The following is a 4,034-nucleotide window of genomic DNA, read 5'->3' on the forward strand; positions in this document are numbered from 1 at the left end:
GCTGCGCCTTCAGGACCGTTTGGGCCCGCTGGCGCGGGCCGGGCTGGCTACAGGGACGGGGTGCTGTGGGGGTCAGGCGTTTGCGTGGCGTGGGGTGACGGCTCGTCGGGGTGCCGCGTGATGGGCCGGCTGGTGCCCTGGGGTGGCTTGGAGACGGTGCAACCACAGGGAGGCGGTGGCGAGCAGGCCAGTGAAGACGACCAGGAGAAGAAGGGAGACCCACATCTGCCGGCCCCCGGAATGGGCCCAACTCGTCCAAGCCGCGGCAGCCGCCCACAGCAGGACACCTGCCGCGTAGAGGCGCGGACTCGGCGCAGCTGCCGTACGGCCCGCAGGGACATCAGGTGTTCACTCTTCGGTGCCATGCCGCCCCGTGTACCCCCACCCGCGCAGTCCACCGGGCGGGGCTTGGTCTGCTTGCCCGGCCCGGTGTCCGGGCGTCCACGCTCTCTCGCAGGCGCGGGGTCCTCCAGCTGCATCCGGGGGCCACTGACCCGGGCTTTCCTGCTGCATCTGGGGGTGTTGACGCGGGTATTCCGGCTGTGCCTGGGGGCGCCGACCCGGGCTCTCCGGCTGCGTCTTCAGTTCCCCAAGGGCCGCTGCCGCTCGCTGGGCGGGGCGAGCGTTGCGGCGTGGATTCTGGCTTGGTCTGTGTCAGGCTGATGCAGCATGTAGTCTTGGCGGAAATACGTGACACCCTGGGTCATCTGGTCATCCCATCCATGTCCTCCATCGCGTCTGAGGAGGGTCGCATTGTCCGGATTCGACAGCTTCCTCGATGGAATAGTTGCCGAAATACACGCAGTCTGCATACACCGGCCGCGTGGCGTACCAGCAGAGTGCAACCAGCGAGGCGAGTACTACGGCGGCGACCGGGTGCCTCCATGTGGAGGGCCCTGAGACGGGGTGAATCATGCCGGTGAGCATACGGCCGGGTGTGAAGCGCTCATCCCCTGGGGGCAGTCCTGTGAGGAGACCGTGGTCTGCCGCAGCAATGCCGTCATGAGGCCCTCGGGCTCCAGTCCGCTGCGGGCTGGAGCCCGAGGGCCGGTACACGACGCGATCGGCGCACCCGGGGTTTCGGGCGGGCTCCAGCCGGCCGTACCCGCTGGCCTGAAGTTCCGCGACCATATCGATAAAAGGGGAGGGCAGGGATATGTTCGGGGTCCAGCTCAGGGAACACCAGGTCGACCAGAAGACGAGTTTCCGTGAGTGGGCTGGATTTCCCGCAAGATCACCTGTCTCTGCGAAGGGGGTGCGGGGCACGATCGTATCCGCGACGGGATCGGGTAAGACGATCACCGCGGCCTCTTGCGCGCTCGAGTGCTTCCGAAACGGTCGGATCCTCGTGATGGTGCCGACCCTGGACCTGCTGGTGCAGACGGCCGAGGCGTGGCGTTTGGTGGGGCACCGGGCCCCGATGGTCGCGGTGTGCTCGCTCGAGAACGATCCCGTACTCGACGAGCTCGGGGTGCGCACCACCACCAACCCGATCCAGCTGGCGCTGTGGGCCGGAACGGGGCCGGTAATCGTGTTCGCCACCTACGCCTCCCTGGTGGACCGCGAGGATCCGGAGGACCCGACGGGTCGGCGGAAGGTTCGCGGGCCGCTGGAGGCCGCGCTGGCAGGCGGAGAGCGGCTGTACGGCCAGCGGATGGACGGCTTCGACCTCGCAATCGTGGATGAGGCCCATGGAACTGCTGGTGATCTTGGTCGGCCGTGGGCGGCGATCCACGACAATGCCCGGATCCCCGCCGGCTTTCGGCTCTACCTGACCGCCACCCCCCGCATCCTCGCCGCACCTCGGCCGCAGAAGGACGCGGACGGCCAGGAGGCGGAGATCGCGACCATGGCCGACGACCCGAACGGGACCTACGGCGCGTGGATCGCCGAGCTCGGGCTCTCCGAGGCGATTGAGCGCGAGATCCTCGCAGGGTTCGAGATCGACGTGCTGGAGATCCGTGACCCCTCCCCCGTGCTCGGGGAGTCAGAGGAAGCGCTGCGCGGCCGACGCCTGGCGCTGCTGCAGACCGCACTCCTGGAACACGCCGCCGCCCGGAACCTGCGCACCGTCATGACGTTCCACCAGAAGGTGGAAGAAGCGGCGGCGTTCGCGGAGAAGCTGCCCGAGACGGCGGCCGCGTTGTACATGAACGACGCCTCCGACGCCGACCTGGCCGCCGCCGGGAAGCTGCCCGCGTCGTCGATCGACGCGGAGTTCTACGAGCTGGAGGCCGGCCGCCACGTGCCGCCCGGCCGGGTTTGGTCGGCGTGGTTGTGCGGTGACCACCTCGTGTCGGAGAGGCGGGAGGCGCTGCGGCAGTTCGCAGGCGGCATCGACGCCGCGGGCCGGCGGGTGCACCGGGCGTTCCTCGCGAGCTGTCGCGTGCTCGGTGAGGGCGTCGATATCGTCGGCGAGCGAGGTGTGGAGGCGGTCTGCTTCGCCGACACCCGCGGCTCCCAGGTCGAAATCGTCCAGAACATCGGCCGGGCACTCCGACCCAACAAGGACGGCAGCACCAAGGTGGCCAGGATCATCGTGCCGGTGTTCCTGGAACCCGGTGAGGACCCCACCGACATGGTCGCCAGCGCCAGCTTCAAACCGCTCGTGGCCGTCCTCCAGGGCCTGCGGTCGCACGACGAGCGCCTGGTCGAGCAACTCGCCTCCCGCGCCCTCACGAGCGGCAAGCGCAAGATCCACCTCCGGCGCGACGAAAACGGGCGGATCGTCGGCGCCGGCGGCACGGGCGACGGCGAGACACAGGAGCAGGACGACACCGACGCCGCTGCCGAAGCCGCCCTGCTCCACTTCTCCAGCCCGCGCGACCCGGCGACCATCGCGGCCTTCCTGCGCACCCGCGTCTACCGGCCGGAATCGCTGGTGTGGCTGGAGGGATACCAAGCCCTCATCCGCTGGCGGAAAGAGAACGAGATCACCGGCCTCCACGCCGTCCCCTACGACATCGAGGTCGAAGTCGGGGCGACGAAGGCGTTTCCGCTAGGGCGCTGGGTCCACCAGCAGCGAAAGGCCCTGCGAGCCGGAGAGCTGGAGGACCGGCGCAAAACTCTGCTGGACGCGCCGGAGGCCGGGATGGTCTGGGAGCCCGGCGAGGAAGCCTGGGAGAACAAGCTCGCCACGCTCCGCTCATACCGGCGGACCACCGGGCACCTCGCACCGCGGCAGGACGCCGTGTGGGGCGAAGGCGAGGCGATGGTGCCGGTCGGCCAGCACATGGCCAACCTCCGCAGGAAAGGCGGACTGGGTAAAGACCCGGAGCGAGCGGCGGAGCGCGCGCAGCAGTTGGCCGCGGTCGACGAGGACTGGAACTGCCCCTGGCCGCTGAACTGGCAACGCCACTACCGGGTGCTCGCCGACCTGGTCGAAGACGAACCCGACGGAGTGCTGCCCGACATCGCACCCGGCGTGACGTTCGACGGCGACGACCTCGGACGATGGATCCAGCAGCAACGCCGCAGCTGGACGGAGCTCTCCCAAGAGCAACAGCAACGGCTGTCGAAACTCGGCGTACAGGGCGACCAGGCGCCGCCCCCCGCCCCGGAAGCCGCACACGCATCCGCGGAGGCAACCACGGCGAAGGGCCCGAGCAAGGCCCAAACGGCGTTCCAGCGCGGCCTCGCAGCCCTCACGCAGTGGATCGAACGCGAAGGCGACCGGCCCGTACCACGCGGCCACGCTGAGGAGATCGCGGTCGACGGCGAGACCGAACCGGTGCCTGTACGACTCGGCGTATGGGTATCCAACACGAAATCCAGGAGGGACAAGCTCACCGCGGAACAGCTCGACGCACTACGAAAACTGGGGGCGCAGTGGGCGTGAAGCGTACGGAAAGCGTACAGTAGGCGTACTTTGACCGCACGCAGGCACCGGCGGGCCAACACCCGTCATGGGGACGGCAACCAGTCACCGGCGGGACGGCACCAACCCCTCGGTAATGATCTGCTTGGCCCTCCCACGTTACGAGTCCGCGGACCTGCCCTCCGCCGAACACGTCAAGGCGTTCCGGGTCCCTGGC

1 protein-coding gene is annotated in these 4,034 nt (G+C 69.0%); it reads left to right on the forward strand.

The genetic code is table 11. The features are described from left to right. Positions 1 to 1,156 precede the first annotated feature (1,156 nt). On the forward strand, positions 1,157 to 3,838 hold the full coding sequence (locus tag AB0F61_RS34030) for a Helicase associated domain protein (RefSeq protein WP_357818476.1): 2,682 nt from the start codon (positions 1,157 to 1,159) through the stop codon (positions 3,836 to 3,838). Positions 3,839 to 4,034: the final 196 nt, after the last annotated feature.

Origin of the sequence: Micromonospora sp. NPDC023888, assembly GCF_040639415.1 — a bacterium.
GTDB lineage: Bacteria > Actinomycetota > Actinomycetes > Mycobacteriales > Micromonosporaceae > Micromonospora.